Annotated in this window: 13 protein-coding genes; 7 read left to right on the forward strand and 6 right to left on the reverse strand. The window is 72.6% G+C overall.

Annotation, left to right across the window (positions count from 1 at the left end):
• Nucleotide 1: 1 nt before the first annotated feature.
• The 4 genes from AC068B_RS14380 to AC068B_RS14395 form a co-directional block, all read right to left on the reverse strand.
• Complete coding sequence (locus AC068B_RS14380) at nucleotides 2-1,186, reverse strand: hypothetical protein (RefSeq protein ID WP_478671684.1); 1,185 nt, start codon at nucleotides 1,184-1,186, stop codon at nucleotides 2-4.
• Entirely contained in the window at nucleotides 1,183-3,300 is a 2,118-nt protein-coding gene (locus AC068B_RS14385; protein ID WP_478671686.1) for a DegT/DnrJ/EryC1/StrS family aminotransferase, read from the reverse strand. Before AC068B_RS14385 ends, AC068B_RS14380 begins: the two co-directional genes overlap by 4 nt.
• 7 nt (nucleotides 3,301-3,307) lie before the next feature.
• Nucleotides 3,308-4,480, reverse strand: coding sequence for a radical SAM protein (locus AC068B_RS14390; protein WP_478671688.1), 1,173 nt, complete (start codon nucleotides 4,478-4,480; stop codon nucleotides 3,308-3,310).
• Nucleotides 4,481-4,830: 350 nt separating this feature from the next.
• Nucleotides 4,831-5,556, reverse strand: coding sequence for a Clp protease N-terminal domain-containing protein (locus AC068B_RS14395; RefSeq protein ID WP_478671690.1), 726 nt, complete (start codon nucleotides 5,554-5,556; stop codon nucleotides 4,831-4,833).
• 178 nt (nucleotides 5,557-5,734) lie between these two features.
• Here AC068B_RS14395 and AC068B_RS14400 point away from each other — a divergent pair, with 178 nt between their 5' ends.
• The 3 genes from AC068B_RS14400 (at nucleotide 5,735) to AC068B_RS14410 (ending at nucleotide 9,145) form a co-directional block, all read left to right on the forward strand.
• Nucleotides 5,735-6,505, forward strand: coding sequence for an SDR family oxidoreductase (locus AC068B_RS14400; protein WP_478671692.1), 771 nt, complete (start codon nucleotides 5,735-5,737; stop codon nucleotides 6,503-6,505).
• A 604-nt stretch (nucleotides 6,506-7,109) separates the two neighbouring features.
• The gene (locus AC068B_RS14405) at nucleotides 7,110-8,102 is read left to right on the forward strand and encodes a diiron oxygenase (RefSeq protein ID WP_478671694.1); all 993 of its coding nucleotides are present in this window, start codon (nucleotides 7,110-7,112) and stop codon (nucleotides 8,100-8,102) included.
• Nucleotides 8,099-9,145, forward strand: a complete 1,047-nt coding sequence (locus AC068B_RS14410) for an ornithine carbamoyltransferase (protein WP_478671696.1) — start codon at nucleotides 8,099-8,101, stop codon at nucleotides 9,143-9,145. Before AC068B_RS14405 ends, AC068B_RS14410 begins: the two co-directional genes overlap by 4 nt.
• On the opposite strand, the gene AC068B_RS14415 is transcribed toward AC068B_RS14410, so the two are convergent.
• The gene (locus AC068B_RS14415; protein WP_478671697.1) at nucleotides 9,079-11,901 is read right to left on the reverse strand and encodes a helix-turn-helix transcriptional regulator; all 2,823 of its coding nucleotides are present in this window, start codon (nucleotides 11,899-11,901) and stop codon (nucleotides 9,079-9,081) included. The two genes, AC068B_RS14410 and AC068B_RS14415, sit on opposite strands and share 67 nt — an antisense overlap.
• A 112-nt stretch (nucleotides 11,902-12,013) precedes the next feature.
• Between AC068B_RS14415 and AC068B_RS14420 the strand changes: the two genes are divergently transcribed.
• Together AC068B_RS14420 and AC068B_RS14425 are read left to right on the forward strand one after the other, a co-directional pair.
• Nucleotides 12,014-13,090: an NAD(P)H-dependent amine dehydrogenase family protein gene (locus tag AC068B_RS14420; protein ID WP_478671698.1), complete on the forward strand. Its 1,077-nt coding sequence runs from the start codon at nucleotides 12,014-12,016 to the stop codon at nucleotides 13,088-13,090.
• Between the two features lie 3 nt (nucleotides 13,091-13,093).
• Entirely contained in the window at nucleotides 13,094-13,585 is a 492-nt protein-coding gene (locus AC068B_RS14425; protein ID WP_468564770.1) for a carboxymuconolactone decarboxylase family protein, read from the forward strand.
• A gap of 56 nt (nucleotides 13,586-13,641) precedes the next feature.
• Here AC068B_RS14425 and AC068B_RS14430 read toward each other — a convergent pair whose 3' ends face one another.
• Nucleotides 13,642-15,282, reverse strand: coding sequence for a GMC oxidoreductase (locus tag AC068B_RS14430; protein ID WP_478671700.1), 1,641 nt, complete (start codon nucleotides 15,280-15,282; stop codon nucleotides 13,642-13,644).
• A gap of 228 nt (nucleotides 15,283-15,510) precedes the next feature.
• Here AC068B_RS14430 and AC068B_RS14435 point away from each other — a divergent pair, with 228 nt between their 5' ends.
• On the forward strand, nucleotides 15,511-16,896 hold the full coding sequence (locus tag AC068B_RS14435; RefSeq protein ID WP_478671702.1) for an MFS transporter: 1,386 nt from the start codon (nucleotides 15,511-15,513) through the stop codon (nucleotides 16,894-16,896).
• Nucleotides 16,897-16,973: 77 nt separating this feature from the next.
• The gene (locus AC068B_RS14440) at nucleotides 16,974-18,878 is read left to right on the forward strand and encodes a helix-turn-helix domain-containing protein (RefSeq protein ID WP_478671703.1); all 1,905 of its coding nucleotides are present in this window, start codon (nucleotides 16,974-16,976) and stop codon (nucleotides 18,876-18,878) included.
• Nucleotides 18,879-18,891 lie beyond the last annotated feature (13 nt).

The raw sequence follows: 18,891 nt of genomic DNA on the forward strand, positions 1-18,891 counted from the left end.
CTCACTTCGCTGGGCGGTACACGAAAAGGGAGTCGGCGGCGATGGCCCGCGCGGCCTGCGGCGAGGCGCTCAGGACGGCGGCGAAGGGAAAGGGGACCTCATGGCCGATCAGCGGATGATGCGGGGGCTTGAACACCGTCAAGTGGCCGTCGAGCAGGGCGATGTGCGGCAGTGCGTGGACGTCGTTCGTCGTGCTGCGCAGGACCGGCGGACGGCGGGTCAGGATGCGGTCGCCGGGGTGGAGGCGTTCGCGGATGCCACGCGTCACGGTCTCTGCCGCGCCCGGCTCACGGAAGGCGGTCAGCGGCCACGCCCCGAACGGCGACAGGGCGTCGAGCGCGGCGGCGAGGCTCAGGGCCAGGGACTCGGCGGCGTCGGGCTCCTCGCAGACGACGGTCCGTACGTTGCTGCAGAAGCGCCCCGAATCGGCCGCGATCAACGGCAGCAGCCAGGCCAGGGCGTCGTCCGTCGGCAGGCCGGCGGGCACCAGCGCGCAGCCACGGCCCGGGCCGTGCAGGGTGAGCGCGGGGGAGGAGCGGACGGCGGCCGCGAGCCCGGCGCCGCCGTAGACGACGTGCCGGTCCGTGAGCCGCAACAGGCCCTGTAGAGCGCGCTGTTCGCCGGGGTAGAAGCCGAGGCGGGCCCGGGGCCAGCCCGCCGCGAGCAGGGCGGCGACGAGCCGGGCCGCGGAGAGCGGCTCGCGTCGGCTCGGCCGCAGCCACACCCCCGCCGAACGCTCGGCCTGGTCACAGACCGCGTCCAGACAGGTAAAGGTGTTGCCCGGCAGCGCGACCAGCGCCAGAGCGTCGTCGGGCTCCGGGGCGTCATCCTTCTTCAGGACGCCGTCACGCAGCATCGCGCACCACCGGTCGACCAGCGGGCCCGGCAGCCCCGCGCTCTCCCACAGAGCCACGCGGAAGGCCTCGGCGCTCTGCTCGCCGATGCCGCCGACGGTGAGGGTGCCGCTGTCGAACAACTCCAAGGCGGTGAGCAGGACTTCACGGCGTCCGGTGAGCAGCGGCAGGCCGGGCAGGGCTGCGTCCCAGTGCCGCCGGTCCGCGTCGGCGACGATCTCCGGCACCATGGCGAGCTCCCTGCCCGCCGGTCCCGTCAGTGGCGCCCGGTCCAGCGATGTCCGCCACTCGCCCCTGCGGAAGGCGGAGATCACGGTGGTCGCGCCGGTCACGGCAGCTCGCTGCGGAGTGCGGCGACCACCCGGATCTGTTCGGTCTCCGTGAGGGACGGATACAGCGGCAGCGCGACGTGGTGCCGCGCGAACCAGCGGGCCCGCTCGAACGGGCCGCCCGCCGCGTCCAGTTGGCGCTGGGCCGCGAACTGCGGGTGGTCGCACAGCAGGTGGTCGTAGACCTCTCCGGCCAGCGACACGCCGTGCCGCTCCCGCAGGAGCTTCTTCAGGAGCGGACGGTCCAGCGGCCCGTCGGGATCCAGATAGGCGAGGTACTTGTAGTAGTTGCTGCCTGCCGCGGCGGGCACGGCGTGCGGGCGGATCCCGGGCACGTCGGCGAGCAGCGCGTCGTACCGGGCGGCGATCGCCCGGCGGGCGGCCAGCGTGCCGGAGAAGCGCTCCAGGTCCACCGTGCCGACGGCGGCGTGCAGTTCGCTCAGCCGCCAGTTGCCGCCGGGCCGGTCGTGCAGCGTGGAGCCCTGGGCGCACTTGCCGTGATCGCGCCAGCGCCGCACCTGCTCCAGGTCGTCCGCCGACGCGGAGGTCAGCAGACCGCCCTCGCCGCTCACCGCGACCTTCGTGGGGAAGAACGAGAAGGCGCCGAACCGGCCGAAGCTCCCTGCCGGGTGCCCGTCGAGGGTGGCTCCGAAGGCGTGCGCCGCGTCCTCCACCACGGGGACGCCGCGCTGGCGGCAGTGGGCGAGCACCGTTTCGAGGGCGGGCGAGACGATGCCGCCGATGTGGACGGGCAGCACGGCGGCGGTGTCGTGGTGCCGGTCGAGGGCGGCGCGCAGGGCGTCCGGGTCCAGGCCGAGGCCGTCGAGCTCGATGTCGACGAAGCGCACGGCCGCCCCGGCTCGCACGGCCGCGGCCGCGGTGGCGAAGAACGTGTTGACCGGTACGAGCACCGTGCGGCCCGCCACGCCGATGATGCGCAGCGCGATCTCCAGGGCCGCGGAGCCGGACGCGACCGCCGCGGTGTCCACGCCGGTCCAGGGGCGGGCGAGCTCCTCGAAACGGGCCACCTGCGGGCCCTGCGTGAGGATGCCCGAGGCGAGTGCGGCATCGACGCGGTCGAGCACGGCGCGCCGGTCGGAGACCTCGAAGTGGATGCGCTGGGCGGGCACGCCGGTTTCGAGGGGCGGTCCCTCGGTGAGCGTGCGGGTGAAGAAGTCCGCCGCGTGGCCCACGTGGGTGCCGTGTCCCATGGCGAGCTCGTGGACCTCGGCATCGGCTCCCGCGGCCGTGTACGCCTCCTGCACCGCGTCGGCCGCCGCCCGGGCGTCGACGGGGTCAAGGTAGCTGTCGGCCGTGCCGTACTGGAGCTGGAGCGGGGCCGGGGCGAGGGTGCCGTACAGGTCGGGCAGGTCGGCGTACTCCAGGATGCCGGGGAGCACCGCTCCTTCGTGGCCGGTCAACAGCCTCTCGAACAGGGCCGGGTAGCTGCCGATGTGGCTCGCCGCGCAGAGCGGGATGCCGGGGCGCCCGGCGAGCAGCGCCGTGTGCAGGGCGACCGCCGCGCCGAGGCTGTGGCCGAAGAGGCCGACGCGGCGCGGATCGACGAGCGGGTGCGCGGCGAGGACGTCAAGGGCGCCCAGGGCGTCGCCGGTGAGGGCGCCGAGGAGGGAGCGGCCGGTGAGCGTGAACGCGTGGGCCAGCAGCGTCCCTTCGTCCCTGCCCGCCCTGCGCCCGGCGTCCAGCGCGCCGCCGATGCCGTGGTCGAAGGAGAGCGTGACGAACCCGGCCCGCGCCAGCTGCTCGGCGACGTTGCGGTCGGGATGGTCCGGCGGCACGTCTCCGGTGAGCTGGTCGAGGCGCGCGTTCTTGCCGCCGAGGACGAGGACGGCGGGGCCGGGTGCCGCGTCCGGCGGGGCGAGGAGGGTGCCGTGGAAGGAGCCGCGTACGGGGGATTCGAGCAGGAGCCGCTCGCGGTGCAGGCCGTCGCGTACCGCCGGGGTGCTTTCGGCGGTGACGAGCGGGGCCCGTTCGACACGGGCCAGCCGCTCGACGACGTCGCGCACCCTGCGGGCCCGCACGGCATGCTCCTCGGCGCTCTTGGCGTACCGCAGGGCCGGTTCGACGGCGAGGAGCCCGCGGAGGTGACGTAGTTGCATGCGCGGCTCAGACGAAGTCGCCGTGCAGGGTGCTCGGCACTTCCAGTGCGTAGGCGTCCAGGGCCTCGTCGAGTTTGATCTGACCGCGCTTGAGGAGTTCCAGGAGCTCGTTCTGCGGCCGGTAGAAACACGACTTGCAGAGGTCGGTCCTGCGCGGGTTGGACGCCTCCCATTCGGCGCGCGGGCCGCCTTCGAGGACGTCCCCATATCCCTGTTCGACGACGTTGCCGATGAGATAGCGGCTGTTGAGGTGCACCTGCGGGCACGGGTAGAGATTTCCGTCGGCTCCGACGGCGGTGACGAATCGGCTGTAGTGGCAGTGCTCGAAGTCGCCCTCGACCTCTTCTACCTGGTCCATCGGGCCGCGGTCCAGTTTGGGGACCGACACCTCGAAGGCCTCCGTGGAGAGCTCGGCGGCACGGGTGAGGGATTCGGAGATCTCCGGCATCACGGATTCGATGGTTTCGTGGCCGAGTGCGCTGTAGAACTCGGGTTCGAAACGCACGTAATGTGCGCCGGACTCATGGGCGATACGGGCCGCTTCCAGGATCTCCCGGTAGTTCTGCAGGGTGATCACGTAGTTGAAGCCGATGCGGAAGTCGGGGTCGACGGCGTTCTCGCGGAGCTTGCCGACCGAGCCGATGAACTTCGAGAACGTCTGCTCGCGGTCCCGCGTGATGTCGTCGAAGGTGGTCTCCGTGCCCGCGTTCAGCCCGATGCGGACCCAGGTGTGCGTCTCGGCGACGCAGTCGGCGACCTTCGGGCGGCCGAGGCGCGAGCCGTTGGTGATCAGCCCGATCCGCAGCCCTGCCGCGTGCCCGGCGCGGCAGATCTCCGCATAGCCGGGGTGGATCGTGCACTCGCCGCTGCCGCAGAACGTCACGGCCCGGCCGTCGTTCTCGGCGAACTCGCGGAGCAGCGTGACCGCCTTGTCGGTGGCGATCGAGTCCTTGAACGAGAACAGGTCGTAGAACTGCTCCTCGTTGGGAGAGTGGAAGTTGCAGAAATTGCACCGCATATTGCAGGCGCCCATGATGCCGATCCGCATGTGCACGGGCTTGATCTCCTGGCCCGCCACGAAACGTCGCAGCAATTCACCGTGGGCCAGGACCTTCTGTGGTGAGTGGGCCTGATCGAGGCTGACGATGGGCAGGCCTTCACGATTGTGGGGAGCTGCCATTTTAATGTCGCCGGAACCGGGTGTGCTGTTCACGAACCCCCCACGCTTGATCGATGTGTGGTGTCGTTCTCCTAGCGGTGTTGGGGACATTAGGGAGCGCCACAAAGGCTGTCAATGGGTCTAGACAAGTGCAGAGTTTATGGCGGAATCAGGGATGCCGGTCTGTTCGAGGGGCGGTCCGGCGTGGTAGTCGAGGACTTCAAGCACTTCGACGGGCGGCTCCTGGGGCGCTCGACGTGGCGGAATGCCGCGTGCCGGGGGCCGATGAGCCTGTGGGCGCAGGAGGCGGCGAACGTCCCTAGCGCAACAGCTCGTTGGGCGTCAAGAGGCAGAAATCCGTCGAGTACGGATCAGAGTGCCCGAAGGGTCTCGGTGATCCAGGCGGTCGCCGCGGCCTTGTCGATGCCGAGGCCCGTGAGCGGTCCCGCGCCGTCCTCGTGCTCCAGGAGGGCCAGCAACAGGTGCTCCGTGCCGATGTAGTTGTGCCCCAGGCGCAGGGCCTCGCGGAACGTCAGCTCGAGCACCTTGCGCGAGTCGGCGGAGTAGGGCACGAGCTCCGGCACCTCGGCGGCCGTCGCGGGCAGCACGTCGGCGGCCGCGTGACGGACGTCGTCCAGGGAGACGCCCTGCGCGAGGATCGCCCGGGCGGCCAGGGCGTCGGGCTCGCTGAGCAGGCCGAGGACCAGATGCGCGGTGTGGACCTCCGCGTGCTCGGCGGCCTTGGCCTCGTTGTGCGCGGCCATCAGCGTGTTCTTCGTCCGCTCGGTGAAGCGGCTGAAGCCCTGGCTCGGGTCGAGGTCCGGCTGCTCGCCCTGCTTCTTCGGGGCGAACCGCTTCTGGGCGGCCTGGCGGGTCACGCCCATGCTCCGGCCGATGTCGGTCCAGGAGGCGCCGGAGCGGCGCGCCTGGTCCACGAAGTGGCCGATGAGGTGGTCGGTGACCTCCCCGAGGTGATCGGCGGCGATCACGGCGTCGGTGAGCTGGTCGAGGGTGTCCGTGTGGACCTTCTTGATGGCCTCGATGAGGTCGTCGAGGCGGACGGGGGGAGGCGGTGTGGCGCTTGAGGAATGCGTCATGTGGCAACCGTAGGTTGACAGTTGAAAGGGCGTCAACCCGCGGTTGTCACCTCGCCGCGGTACGCGGCCTCCTGGGGCGGCGCCCGTCCCGTGCAGCGCTCGCCCACACCCCGCTGCCCCGCACTGTGGTGCCCGCGACCATGGGAGGACCCGCCCCCGCTTCTTTAGCGTTCCGGGTATGACGAGCGTTCCGGGCATGACGAGCGAACACTTCACCGGCCGGGCCGCCCTGGTGACCGGCGGCGGGAGCGGCATCGGGCGGGCCTGCGCCGAGGCGTTCGCCGCCGCCGGTGCCCTGGTCCACGTCGTCGACGTCGACGCGGATTCGGCCAAGGCGGTGGCCGACTCCGTCGGCGGTGTCCCGCACGCCGTGGACCTCACCGACGCGGGCGCGATCCCCGGCCTGCCCACCGAAGTCGACATCCTGGTCAATAGCGCGGGCACCCAACACGTCGCCTCCATCGAGGAGTTCGACCCCCACCGCTTCGAGCAGCTCCAACGGCTGATGGTCACCGCGCCCTTCCTCCTGCTCAAGCACTGCCTGCCGCACATGTACGGCCGGGGGTGGGGCCGGGCGGTGCACATCTCCAGCGTGCACGGGCTGCGGGCCAGCCCGTTCAAGTCCGCGTACGTCGCCGCCAAGCACGGCCTGGAGGGGCTCAGCAAGGTCGCCGCGCTGGAAGGCGCCACGCACGGGGTGACCAGCAACTGTGTCAACCCCGGCTATGTCCGCACCCCGCTGGTCGAGGGCCAGATCGCCGACCAGGCGGCCGTGCACGGCATCGCGCCGCAGGACGTCGTCGCGGACGTCCTCCTCGACCGCGCCGCGATCAAACGGCTGATCGAACCGGTGGAAGTCGCCGCCGTCGCCCTCTGGCTCTGTGGCCCCCACACCGGCTACGTCACCGGCGCCTCGCTTCCCGTGGACGGCGGATGGGGCGCGAGCTGAGCGCCCCGGACTCCCCGAGGAAAACCCTGGGTTCACCCGACCGGCCAACTGGTTGAACGAGGGAACCACCGGCTGACCGCTCCCGAGAAGCCCCCGGCCACGGGGCCGTACGTCCCGCCCGCCCCGCCCGCCCCTCGGGCCCCGGCCGCCCACCCCGGCCCTCGGACCCGGACTCCAGGGTTTTCACGGTCGACCGCGCCCGCGCGAGGGGGCCAAGGTATACCCACGGTCGCGGAACCGCGGCGGACCTGAAAACACCGATGGGGGAAAAGAGATCCGGTGACCGGACGTACTACGGGGGTGTACGAACGGGTGGTCCGCTCAGGATCGGGGGAGCGACCGTCGCGAGGGCGGGGGGCGGGGGTGCCCGACGGCACCCCCGCTCGGGTGCGGAACGTCTCCGTGCACGGGCACGCTCCGCTGCTGCCGTCGAGGCTGTGGGTCGCCGGGCGACGGCGTGCGGGGGGCCCGGAATCCGGGCGGTTCAACCCCGGCGGTCCGGTCGAGCACCGGACCGCCTACGGCCTTGTCGTACGCGCTCGTCGCGAACCCGGCACGAGCCCCGCCGCCCCGCCCCTGCCGACCGCGCTGAACCCGAGGAGAGATGACGAACCCCGAACCCTCCGAGCGGCCCGAACCCCCTGAACGGCGGGACTGGTACGAGAGGTCGGGCGTGCGCAGCGGCCCGCACCGGACCGTGACAGGACCGCTGGACCCCGCGACCCGGTTCTTCCCGCCCCGCCTGGTGCCGTACTGGACCCACCCCCTGGTCGCCGCACTGCCCGACCGGCGCCGCCACGAACTCCTCGCCCGGCACCTGTACCAGTACCTGACGTTCACCGCCCACTTCGAGACCCGCGTGGTCAACCGGGCCACCGAGCGCATCGCGGACGGCCGGGCGGGCCTCGCGCTGCCCGCCGCGGTGCGCCTGGACGCCTACCGCATCTACTGCGACGAGGGCTACCACGCACTCGCCAGCCTCGACGTCGTCGAGCAGGTCGCCGCGGCGACGGGCATCCCGCCGCTGCCCTACGCCTTCGACCCGTTCCTGCGCCAGCTCGACGGCATCGGCTCGGAACTCCTCGCGGGCGAACCGGTGCTCGCGCAGTTGCTGCAGGTCGTCGTCGCCGAGACGCTCGTACCCTCGGCGTTGGAGAAGGTGCCCAAGGACCGCGCGGTGCTGCCCGTCGTGCGGGACGTCGTCCGCGACCACGCACGGGACGAGGGCCACCACCACGCGTACTTCTCGCGCTTCTTCGAGCAGTTGTGGAGCGACCTGTCGGCACCGCTCAAGCGGCGCGTGGCCCGCTGTCTGCCCGGGCTGATCGGCGCCGCCCTCGCGCCCGACCTGCGGCCGGTGGGCGCCGCCCTCACCGTGGCGGGCCTCGGGCCCGACTCCGTGCGGCAGGTCATCGCCGAGAGCTACCGCACCCGGCGGCGCGAGGGCGCGCTGCGGGCCACGGCGCGGCACACCGTACGGCTCTTCCGCAACACCGGAGTGCTCGAAGAGCCGTGCGCGGCCGAGGCGTTCGCCGCCGCGGAGCTGCTCACCGAGGGACCGGACCGCCCGCGACCGCCCGCCCGGGACGGCCGATGACGCCCCCGGCCGCAGCCCTCTCGCGCGGCGCCCCGCCCCAGGTCCCCGAGACCGGCCTGTTCTCCCTGGCCGACCTGCCCGTGGCGACCGTCACCCGGCTCGCGGAGCGGACCGTGGCACTGCACCACGACCGCGCCGCCCACGCGCGCCCGCTGGCCGGAGCCGCGGTCGGCGTCCTCTTCGCCCGCCCGTCCACCCGCACCAGGACCGCCTTCACCGTCGCGGCCGTCCGCCTCGGCGCCAGCCCCGTCGCCTACGGACCGGGCGACCTCCAGCCATCGGGGAGCGAGTCCGTCGAAGACACCGGGCGGTCCCTCGGGAGCATGCTGGACGGCCTCGTCGCCCGCCCCGCGGGCCCCCTGGACGACCTGCGGCGGCTCTCCCGCCACGGACACCTGCCCGTGATCAACGCGATGACCCCGGAGGAACACCCCTCCCAAGGGCTCTGCGACCTCGCCACGTTGCGGCTGACCCTGGGGAACCTCGACGGGCTGCGGCTCCTCTACGTGGGGGAGGGCAACGCCACCGCGACGGCGCTCGCGTTCGCCCTGTCCGGCATCCCCGGCTGCGAGGCCACCTTCGCCTGCCCGCGCGGATACGGCCTGCCCGACACCCTCCGGGCGACGGCGGGGAAGCGCGCCGCCCGGAACGGCGCCACCCTCACCCACCGCGACTCGGCCCGTTCCCTGCCGACCGGCGTCGACGTCGTCTACACGACCCGCTGGCAGACCACGGGCGGCAGCAGGTCCGACGCCGCATGGCGCGAACGCTTCCGGCCGTTCCACGTCGACGAGGAGTTCATGACGCGCCGCCCCGGCGCCCTGTTCCTGCACGACCTGCCCGCGCACCGCGGCGAAGAGGTCTCCGGCGCGGTCCTCGACGGCCCGCGGTCGGTGGCCTGGACGCAGGCGTCGATGAAGCTCAGCGGCGCCATGGCCGTCCTCGAATGGGCCCTGGGCGAGCGGGATCCGGACGGTCAGGCGTCGGGGACGCCCGCGCCCCCGGACACCACCCCGGCCGTCTCGGAGGCCTCGGAGGCCTGAGCGAGCAGGCGGACCAGCTGCGCCCTGCGGTGCACCCCGTCGAGCTTGCGGTAGATGTTGCTCAGGTGGAACTCGACGGTCTTGACGCTCAAGAAGAGCCGCTCCGCCACCTCGTGGTTGGTAAGACCCCGGCCGACCACCAGCGCGACCTGCAGCTCCTGCGGGGTGAGCCGCTCCAGGGGCGCCCGCTCGGGCCGCACTTCGGTGCCGCCCGCGGCGTGCAGCTCGGCCGCCACCCGCGCCGCCCAGCCCGCCGCGCCGAGCCGCTGGAACGTGGCGAGGGCCCGCTCCAGGAGGCGCCGCGCCTCGCTCCGCCTGCCCTGCCTGCGCAACTGCTCGCCCCACGCGAACTCGGTCCGCCCCCGCTCGAAGGGCACCGGACGCTCGGACAGCAGCGCGAGGGAGCGCCGCATATGGCGCGAAGCGGCCTCCGGATCCCCGGGCTCCAGCAGTCCGCGGCACCGGGCCGCCGCCCCCGCGGTGACCGGGCGGTGTCCGCGGCCCGCCTCGTACTCCAGGACGTCGAGGACCTCGCGTGCGTCGTCGGTCCTGTGCAGATGGACGTACGCGTCCGCGAGGTCCGCCGCCCACGTCAGATACAGGCCGTCGCCCCGCCCGTGCCGCTGCGAGAACGCCCGCACCTCCTCCAGGTGGTGCACCGCCTCCTCGAACCGGCCGAGCCCGAGCTCCAGGAGGCCGAGCCCGCCGAGCGCCCGCGCCGCGTCCATCGGCAGCTCGGCGGAGCCCGCCCACTCCATGGCCTTCGCGGCGTGCCTTCGGCAGTCCTCCTCGCGGTTCAGGACGGCCTCGGTCTTGACCAGGGCGGCCAGCCCGCGCGACACCTCGATCAGCTGCCCGCTGGCCTCCGCGAGCCGCACCGCCTCGTCGGCGTGGGCGAGCGACAGCGTCCAGCGGCCCCGCCAGAACTCCACGACGGACAGCGTGCACAGCAGGTGCGAGAGCAGCCCCACCGCGCTGGAACCGCGCGCCGTGTACGCGGCCCGGTCCAGCATGCTGTGCGCCTCGTCGAGCTCCTCGGCCGCGAGGTGGCACAGGCCGCCCACCCCGGCGAGCGGATAGGGGAAGGCGGGGTCGGGCGAGGCGAGGGGCTCGGCCAGCTCCCGCAGGAGGGCGCGGCCCGCCTCGGCGTCCCCGCCGAGGAGCAGCACCAGGGTGCGCAGGAGACGCACGGGCAGCAGCGTCTCGTGCGCGGAGTCGGCGAGCTCCATCGCCGCGGCCGAGGTGCCGCGGGCCGCGGTGAGGTCGCCGACGGCCAGTTCGGTCAGCGCGATGCCGCCGAGCATGACCGCGGCGAGCGCCGGGTCGACCTTCTCCGCCTCGTCGACGGCCGACCTGAGCAGCTCGCGCGAGCGCGTCGGACGGCCGCGCTGCACGTCCAGATAGCAGCGGAGCTGGCGGATGTCGAGCTGTGTGCCGAGCTGTTCGGCGTGCTCCAGGGCGCGGTCCAGGATGGCGGCCGCCTCGTTCAGCGAGCCCGCGGCCTGCGAGGCGCGGGCCGCGCACAGCAGCCGCTCCGCCTTGCGCTGCCCCTCCGGGGTGAAGCGCGCGGCCCGTTCGTACAGCCGGGAGGCCAGCGGGTAGGCGAGGGTCTCGGGGGCTCCGGACGCGGCGTTCTCCAGGAGGGACGCGACGTGTTCGTCCGGCTCGGCACCGGAGGCGGCCAGATGCCAGGCGTACTGCTCCAGGGCGGGGGCGGTCGCTCCTTGCAGGGAGCGGGCGATGGCGTGGTGGGCGCGGCGCCTGCGCACGGGGGTCGCGCCGTGGTAGACCGCCGAGCGCACCAGTGGGTGCCTGAAGGCGTACCCGTCCCGCTCCTCGACGACCAGGCCCGCGTCCTCCGCGGCCTCCAGCGACTCGTAACTGAGGCCGTGCGCCCGCAGCGCCGCCTCGGTGCCCGCAAGCGGACGCGTGCCGAGCACGGCGAGCAGCAGCATCGCGTCCTGCGCCTCGGAGGGCAGGCGGGCCACGGCGCTGCCGAACGTGTGGGCCAGCATCTCGCCGATGGGCAGGGGCGCGCCGGAACCCTCCCCGTCGTCGTCGGCGCCGCTGCCCGCGAGGAGGGCGGGGAGTTCGATGAGCGCCAGGGGGTTGCCGCGGGCCTCCGCGAGCAGCCGGGCCGCCTCCTGCGCGGTGAGCTGGGCGGTGCCCTCCTCGGCGATCAGCCGGTGTGCGGACTCGGGGTCGAGCCCGGTGAGGGTGAACGTCTCGACGGAGGCCAGCCGCGACGCGGCCTCCTCCAGCTCCTCGCGGGCGGTGAACAGGACGACGACGCCCTCGCGGCTCAGCCTGCGGGTGGCGAAGGCGAGCGCGTCCAGGGAGTACGGGTCGAGCCAGTGCGCGTCGTCGACGGTGACCAGGACCGGGCCCTCCTCGGCGAGCGCGCCGAGCAGGCTGAGCGTGCCCGCGGCCACCGCGAAGCGGTCCTGGGCGACGGCGGGCCCGAGCGCGAGCGCGCCGGTCAGCGCGGCGCCCTGCCGTTCGGGTATGCGGTCCAGGAAGTGCAGGACGGGGCGGAGCAGATCGGCGAGGCCTACATAGGGGAGGTCGGACTCGACCTCGACGCCGCGCGTGCCGAGCCGCATCAGGTCGTCGGCCTGCTCGGCGACGTAACTGACGAGGCTGGTCTTGCCGATGCCCGCTTCCCCGCGGATGAGCAGGGCGCCGCTCTCGCCCCCGCGTGCCTTGTCGATGAGAGCGAGAAGACGAGCGCATTCCGCGGAACGCCCGAGGAGCATGAGTAAAGCTTACCGGCGGTAGGGGACTTCGGAGCGGTGCGGAAGGGGACGTATCTTTTCTTGTCGGGCCGCGCCTCTGTCAACCGTCGACGCCCCTCGCTACCCTCCGCGCATGATTCCCACGGTGGTCTGGGGCACCGGCAACGTGGGCCGTGCGGCCGTGCGTGCCGTCGAGGCCCATCCCGAGCTCTCCCTCGCGGCCGTGCTGGTGCACAGCCCGGCGAAGGTGGGCCGTGATGCGGGTGAACTGGCAGGGCTCGGGCGGACGTTGGGGGTGTCCGCGACCGATGACGTCGAGGCGGTCCTCGCCGCGGGGCCGCGGGCCGTGGTGTACGCGGCCTCCGGCGACCTGCGACCCGACGAGGCGCTCGCCGACGTCGTCAGGGCGGTGCGGGCGGGCGCCGTGGTCGTCACACCCGCGCTGTACGCGCTCTACGACCAGCGCAGCGCGCCACCGGAGTTCAGGGACCCGGTGCTCGCGGCCGTCGCGGACGGCGGCGGCTCGCTCTTCGTCTCCGGCGTGGACCCCGGCTGGGGCAATGACGTCCTGCCGCTGCTGGTCAGTGGGCTCGGCTCCACCGTCGACGCGATCCGCTGCCAGGAGGTCTTCGACTACTCGACGTACGACCAGGAGGACTCGGTCCGCCATCTGATCGGCATGGGGCACCCGATGGAGTACGAGCCGCTGATGCTCGCGCCCTCCGTGCCGACCATGGTGTGGGGCGGGCAGATCAGGCTGATGGCCAGAGCGCTCGGCGTGGAACTCGACGACATGCGCGAGACGTTGGAGCGACGGGCGCTCGACGTCACGGTGCGCACCCGGACCATGGGGGAGTTCGCCGCGGGCACCCAGGGCGCGGTCCGCTTCGAGGTGCAGGGCATCGTCGGCGGCGAGCCCCGCATCGTCATCGAGCACGTCACCCGCATCCACCCGTCCTGCGCGCCGGACTGGCCGAGCCCGCCCGACGGCGGCGACGGCGCCCACCGCGTGATCGTCGAGGGCAGGCCGCGCATCGAGGTCACGGTGGAAGCCACCGACGAGGGCGAGAACCGCTCCGCGGGCGGCAACGCCACGGCGGTGGGCCGCCTGGTGAACGCCGTCGACTGGCTCGTGGACGCCGAACCGGGCCTCTATGACGCGCTCGACGTCCCGCTGCGCCCGGCAGCGGGGCGACTGGGAAGGAAGTGACCCATGAGTGGTTCCCTGCGCATCGACATCCCCGAGGGACAGGACGCGATCCCCTACGTGTGGGGCGACATGGTCCCCGGGATCGGCACGGCGGCATCCAACTTCTCGCTTGCGGTGTACGCCCACACGACCCTGGGCCTGCGCGAGTTCGAGGCCGCGCGGCTGCGCGTCGCCCAGATCAACGGCTGTGTGTTCTGCCTGGACTGGCGCACCGAGCGCGACGGCGAGAAGGTCGACGAGGGGTTCGCGGACGCGGTGACCCAGTGGCGCACCACCGACTCCTTCGATGACCGCACGAGGCTGGCCGCGGAGTACGCCGAGCGGTACGCCCTGGACCATCACAACCTGGACGACGCGTTCTGGGCGCGGATGACCGCGCACTACAGCCAGGCCGAGATCGTCGAACTGAGCATGAGCATCGGGTCGTGGCTCGCCTTCGGCCGACTGAATCACGTGCTCGGCCTCGACACGGTGTGCGTGCTGCCCAAACCCTGACCGCGTGCGGAACGGCGCTCACGGAACGGAACGGTGCTCGTGGAACGGAGCGGTGCTCACAGATCGGTCGCGATGACCTTCTCGATGTTCCGCTCGGCGAGCGCCGTGATCGTGACGAACGGGTTGACGCTGGTGTTGCCGGGGATCAGGGCGCCGTCGATGACGTAGAGCCCCGGATAGCCTGTCAGGCGGCCGTAGTTGTCGGTGGCCTTGCCGAGCACCGCACCGCCCAGCGGGTGGTACGTGAGGTGGTCGCCCCAGATCTTGTACGTGCCGAAGAGGTCGGTCCGGTAGATCGTGCCCTCCTTCGCGTTGATCTTGTCGAAGATCGTCTTGGCCGCGTCGATCGACGGCTGCTTCCAGGCGGTCTGCCAGTTCAGTTCCGCCCGGTTCGCCGCGGCGTTCCAGGTGAACTCGGCGCGGTGCGGGTTCTTGGTGATCGAGAGGTAGAACGAGGCGTACGTCTCGATCCCGGTGGGCAGCGGCGCGACCTCGGCGAAGGCGCCGCCCGCGGCCCAGTTGTCGATGCCCGCCGTGGGGATGGACGACTGGAGCTTGCCGGTCGCGTCCCACAGGTGGTTGGCGCGGCCGCACATGACGTTGCCGTTGTCGCCCCAGCCCTTGCCCACCTCGCCGTTGAGGCGGGGCAGTGCGCCGGTGGCCTTCAGTTTGACCAGGAGCTTGCTGGTGCCGACGCTGCCCGCGGCGAAGAAGACCTTGTCGGCCGTGACGGACTTGGTGGCGGTGGTGGTGCCGCTGGTGTCGATCTGGTCGATGGTGACGGTGTAGCCGCCGCCCGCTGCCGGGGTGACCGAAGTGACCCTGTGCAGCGGCGAGATGGTGACGCGCCCGGTCGCCTTGGCGCGGGCGAGATAGGTCTGCTGCAGGGACTTCTTGCCGTAGTTGTTGCCGTAGAGGATCTCGCCCGCGAGCGCCGACTTGGGGACGGTGCCCGCCTGCTCCTTCTCCATGTAGTCCCAGTCGTACACGTCGGGCACGAAGACGAACCCGAAGCCGGAGCGCTGTGCGTGCTTGCGGCCGACTCGTGCGTACTGGTAGCACTCGGCGGTCTCGAACCAGGCGGGGTCGATGGTGTTGACGCCCAGGCCCGCGTTGGCGCGCGGGTAGTAGGTGCCGTACATCTCGCCCGCGTCGACCGTGGGCAGCACGGCGCCGAAGTTCTCGCGCCGGGGCGTGACCGCCATGCCGCCGTTGACCAGTGAGCCGCCGCCGACGCCGCGGCCCTGGTAGACGATGATGCCGCCGAACTCCTCGGCGTCCAGGATCCCGGTGTGGAGCGGGACGTTCTTGTCGAGCGGGAACCCGAGGAAGTTGCTGATGGGCTGCTTGGTCTTGGTGCGGAGCCAGTAGGAACGGATGTCCGGGCTCGTGGTGTTGGCGAAGATCTTGCCGTCGGAGCCCGGGGTGTCCCAGGCCTTGCCCATCTCGATCAGCTGGACGTCGACGCCCGCCTCGGCGAGCCGAAGCGCGGCGACGGAGCCGCCGTATCCGGAGCCGATCACCAGCGCGGGGACGGCGGCGCCGTCGGCGATCGGGGCTGCCGTGGCCGCCCTGGCGTGGGCCTGGGTGGCGTGCCCCGCGAGGGCGACGGCGCCAAGAATAGAACTCGTTCCTGCGACAAATCTTCGACGTGACAGGCCGTCAGAAGCAGGGCTACGCTTGGGTGTAGTGCTCATGTGACCTTCCTCACTCTTGGCTGAATCGAAACGAGTTCTACTGCGAGCCGCGTGGGAAGTCACGCCATACCAAAAAGTAACTTCTGTCCGATCTTGCACCCCTCGTGGTGGCCGGTCACACCACCGGGAGCACAACCATGGTGCTCCGCCATATACGCCACTGATCTGCGGTTTCCTACCTTGTGCCGGTACGGAAGCGTCCCCGCAGAACTCCTGGAAGTGGTGCACATGGCCTCGCAAGGAACCGCTCCGCCCGCCCGCGCCGGCATCGTCCGCATCGTGGCCGCGAGCCTCGTCGGCACCACCATCGAGTGGTACGACTTCTTCCTCTACGGCTCGGCCGCCGCGCTGGTCTTCAACAGCCTCTTCTTCCCGTCGAGCGACCCCCTGGTCGGCACGCTGCTCTCCTTCCTCACCTACGCGGTGGGCTTCGCGGCACGCCCCCTGGGCGGAGTCGTCTTCGGGCACTACGGCGACCGGATGGGCCGCAAGAAACTGCTCGTCATCAGCTTGCTGATGATGGGCGGCGCCACCTTCGCGATGGGCCTCCTCCCCACCCACGCGACCATCGGCGTCGGCGCGCCCGTCCTGCTCACCGTGTTGCGCCTCGTCCAGGGCTTCGCCCTCGGCGGCGAATGGGGCGGCGCCGTCCTGCTCGTCTCCGAGCACGGCGGCGACAAGAGCCGCGGATTCTGGGCCTCCTGGCCCCAGGCGGGCGCACCCGGCGGCAACCTGCTGGCCACCGGCGTCCTCGCGCTCCTCGCCGCCGTCCAGTCCGAAGAGGCCTTCCTCGCCTGGGGGTGGCGCGTGCCGTTCCTGCTCTCCGGCGTTCTCGTGATGATCGGCCTGTGGATCCGCATCTCCGTCACCGAGTCGCCCGTCTTCCTGGAGGCACAGCGGAAGGCGGAGGCCGCCGCGGCCGCAGGGGCAGAGGAACAGCCGCCCGTCGTCGAGGTGTTCCGCAAGAGCTGGCGCGAAGTGCTCACCGCGATCGGCACCCGGTTCGGCGAGAACATCTCCTACTACATCCTCACGGCCTTCGTCCTCGTCTACGTCACCGTCCACCTCGACCTGCCCAGGAGCGACGCGCTCAACGCGGTGCTCATCGGGTCGGCGTTCCACTTCGTCACCATCCCGCTGTGGGGCGCGCTCTCCGACCGCATAGGCCGCCGCCCGGTCACCCTCATCGGCGCGCTCGGCATGGCGGGGTGGGCCTTCGCCTTCTTCGCGCTCGTCGACTCCCGCTCGTTCCCGGTCATCGCGCTCGCGGTCACCGTCGGGCTGCTCTTCCACGGCGCCATGTACGGGCCGCAGGCCGCGTTCATCTCCGAGCTGTTCGACACCAAGGTCCGCTACTCGGGCGCCTCGATGGGCTCCCAGCTCGCGTCCATCATCGGCGGGGCGCTCGCCCCGATCATCGCCGTGGAACTGCTCAAGGACTACGAATCGGCGCTCCCCATCGCCCTCTACATGAGCGCGGCCGCCGTCGTCACCGCCGTCACCGTGCACTTCGCCAGGGAGACCAGGGGGCGCGACCTGGCGGCGGACGAGACCGCGGGACCCGCGCCCCGCCCGGCACCGGAACGCAAGGGCTCCGTCCCCCTCGGCGGCTGACCCCGCCCCACGACGGTCCGTACCGGATCCGGAGCAGGCCATCGACCGCACCCACCCCGCCGGGAGACCATCGCCCCATGCTCCCCACCACCCAGGGCGCGGGCCACGCCGAACCCCAGGCGGGCCTGCGCACCCTGCTCGACCTGCTCGACCGGGGCGCGCCCGCCGAGGACTTCGCGCGCCCCGCGGCCCGCGCCCGCGAGGCCGGTGCCACCGCCGACGGCCTCACCGCCCTCGACGAAGCCACCGACGTCTCACTGCGCATCCACCGCACCCTGGGCACGCACCGCCGCCGCGAGGCCGAACTCACCGCCCTGTTCGACACCGCGAGCGACCTGGCCGCCCTGCGCGACCCGGACGCCGTACTGCGCGCCATCGTGCGCCGCGCCAAACTGCTCCTCGGCACCGACGTCACGTACCTCTCGCTCAACGACGAGACCGCGGGCGACACCTACATGCGCGTGACGGACGGCAGCGTCGCGGCCGCCTTCCAGCAACTGCGGCTCGGCATGGGCGAAGGGCTCGGCGGCCTCGTCGCGCAGACCGCACGCCCCTACGTCACCGGCGACTACCAGCAGGACCCCCGCTTCCACCACACCGACGCCATCGACAGCGCCGTCCTCCAAGAGGGGCTCCGGGCGATCCTCGGCGTGCCGCTGCGCCTCGGCTCGCGCGTCATCGGCGTGCTGTACGCCGCCGACCGCGCGGCCCGCGAGTTCGCGAGGGAGGAGATCGTGCTGCTCTCCTCCCTCGCCGACCACGCCGCCATCGCCATCGACGGCGCCCGCCTCCTCGAAGAGACCCGGGCCGCGCTCGTCGACCTCAACGCCGCCACCGAGACCATCCGCGCGCACAGCAAGGCCATGCGCCGCGCCGAGCAGGCCCACGACCAGCTCACCGACCTCGTGCTGCGCGGCGGCGGCGCCGACGAGGTCGCCGACGGCATCGCGGCCCTCCTCGACGGCGGCGCCCTCATCCACGACGCGGACGGCGTCGAACTGGCCCGCACGGGCACCGGACCCCTGCCGCCGCCCGCCCCCGCCGTCGCCGCCTCGCGCACCAGCGGCCGCGCCGTCCCGCAGGACGGCACCTGGGTCTGCGCGGTCCTCGCAGGGCCCGAACTCCTCGGCAGCATCGCCCTCACCGGACGCGCCGGACTCGACGACACCGACCGGCGGCTGTTCGAGCGGGCGGGCGTGGTCACCGCGCTGCTCCTGCTGCTGCGCCGGTCGGTCGCCGAGACCGAGGACCGGGTGCGCGGCGAGCTCCTCGGCGACCTGCTCGCCACCTCCGGCGACCCCGTCGGCCTGGCCGGGCGCGCCCGCCGCCTCGGCGTCCGGCTCGACCGGCCACACGCGGTGTTCGTCGCCCACAGCGAGAGCGCGCCCCGGCCGCGGCTGCTCGCCGCCGCACACCGCACCGCCCGCACCCGCAGCGGTCTGGCCGGGCTGCACCACGACAACGTGGTCATCGTGGCCCCCGCCATGACCCCGGGCGGCGACGCCGCCGCGCTCGCCGCCGCGCTGGGCCAGACCGTGAGCGCCCCGGTCACCGTGGGCGCCGCGGGCCCGGCCACCGGCCCCGCCGGGCTGCCCGCCGCGCACGCCGAGGCCCTGCGCTGCCTCTCCGCGCTGCGGGCCCTCGGCCACACCGGGCACGGCGCGGCCCTCGCCGACCTCGGCTTCGTCGGGCTGCTCATCGGCGAACAGGCCGACCTGGGCGGCTACGTCAGGGCGACGCTCGGTCCCCTCCTGGACTACGACGCCGAACGCGGCACGGACCTGGTGCGCACCCTGGAGGCGTACTTCGGGCAGGACCGCAGCCTCACCAAGGCCAAGACCGCCCTGCACGTCCACGTGAACACGGTGGTGCAGCGCCTGGAACGCGTGGCGCGGCTCCTCGGCGACGACTGGAACACGCCCGCCCGCACCCTGGAGATCCAACTCGCCCTGCGATTGCACCGGTTGACACCCGAGGGCTGATTTGTCAGTTACA

The sequence above is a fragment of the Streptomyces sp. NPDC042371 genome, assembly GCF_056437465.1.